Origin of the sequence: Bradyrhizobium sp. SHOUNA76 (assembly GCF_023006445.1) — a bacterium.
Taxonomy (GTDB): domain Bacteria; phylum Pseudomonadota; class Alphaproteobacteria; order Rhizobiales; family Xanthobacteraceae; genus Bradyrhizobium.
The window spans coordinates 1-1,445 of the sequence record NZ_JALBHA010000869.1 but is presented as its reverse complement, the minus strand read 5'-3'; the positions used below and the strand labels follow the sequence as shown (position 1 = coordinate 1,445).

Here is a 1,445-nt window from a genome sequence, read left to right as displayed (position 1 = left end):
TGGACACCCATGTGCTGGCGCTGGAGCAGTTGGGCGCCAAGGTCACCGCGACCGACCGGCTCGAATTCCGCGCACCAAAGCTCGCGGGCGCGGACGTGTTCCTGGACGAGCCGAGCGTCACCGCGACGGAGAACGCGCTGGTGGCGGCGGTCGCCGCCGACGGCGTCACCCATTTGCGCAACGCGGCCTCCGAGCCGCATGTGCAGGATCTCGCCAACTTCCTGGTCGCGCTCGGTGCCAAGATCGAGGGCATCGGCACCAACACCATGATCGTGCATGGGCCAGCGACGCTGGGCACTGCGACCTATCGGATCCAGCCCGACCATATCGAGGTCGGCTCACTGATCGGGCTTGCCGCCGTGACGCGTTCGCCGCTGCGCATCACGCGCGCCGGTGTCGAGCATCTGCGCTCGATCCGCATGGGATTCGAGCGGCTCGGCATCGTCTGCCGCGTCGAGGGCGACGATCTCATCGTGCCGTCGAACCAGACGCTGAAAATCCAGGACGATTTTGGCGGCCACGTACCGAAGCTGGAAGACCAGCCCTGGCCGGCCTTCCCGGCCGACCTGATGTCGATCGCGATCGTCACCGCCACGCAATGCGAGGGCGTGATCCTGATGTTCGAGAAGATGTTCGAATCCAGGATGTTCTTCGTCGACAAGCTGATCGCGATGGGCGCGCGCATCGTGCTGTGCGATCCGCACCGCGCGATCATCGCTGGCCCGAGCCGCCTGCACGGCGCGACCATGACCTCGCCCGACATCCGCGCCGGCATGGCCATGCTGCTCGCGGCTGTCTGCGCCCAGGGCACCTCCACCATCAACAACGCCGACCAGATCGAGCGCGGCTACGAGCGCATCGAGGAGCGGCTCAACGCGCTGGGTGCGAAGATCAAGCGCGTGCCGGAGCGGAAGGGCTGAGGCTTGTTCTTTCTCCCTTGTGGGAGAAGGGAGCTTCGCGTTTCGCACAATCTCGTGCCCCGGACGCAGTATCGTAGGGTGGGCAAAGCGCAGCGTGCCCACGCTTCTGTTGAAATATTGGAAAGATGGTGGGCACGGCGCAACTGCGCCTTTGCCCACCCTACAGTACCGAGCTAGCGGATAGATCCCCTCGCCGTCTTGCTCTCGGGGCCATGTTTTCGTCGCTCGGGCGTGCTATTGAGCCGCGATGCTCGACACCGTCCAACATCATTCGCAGCCGCAAGCCGGCATGCCGCCAAATCATCTCGCGCAAGAATTCGTCGAGACGCTGCGGCTGGCCGTGCCGTTGATGCTGACTCAGCTCGGGCAGATCGCGATGATCACGACCGATCTCGCGCTGATCGGCCGGCTCGGCGAGGATGCGGTCGCCGCGGCGGCGCTGGCGCACACGGTCTATTTCGTCAGCTTCACCTTCGGGCTCGGATTGATGGCTGCGGTGTCGCCGCTGGCGGCGCAGGCCTTCGG

The 1,445-nt window shown here is 65.5% G+C and carries 2 protein-coding genes; both read left to right on the top strand.

The window, feature by feature from the left end; all coding sequences use genetic code 11:
* On the top strand, nucleotides 1-920 hold a 920-nt coding region (locus tag MOV74_RS38080; protein WP_246932646.1), incomplete at its 5' end, for a UDP-N-acetylglucosamine 1-carboxyvinyltransferase.
* Between the two features lie 247 nt (nucleotides 921-1,167).
* Nucleotides 1,168-1,445, top strand: a 278-nt coding sequence (locus MOV74_RS38075) for an MATE family efflux transporter (protein WP_246932643.1), incomplete at its 3' end; no start/stop codon positions are given.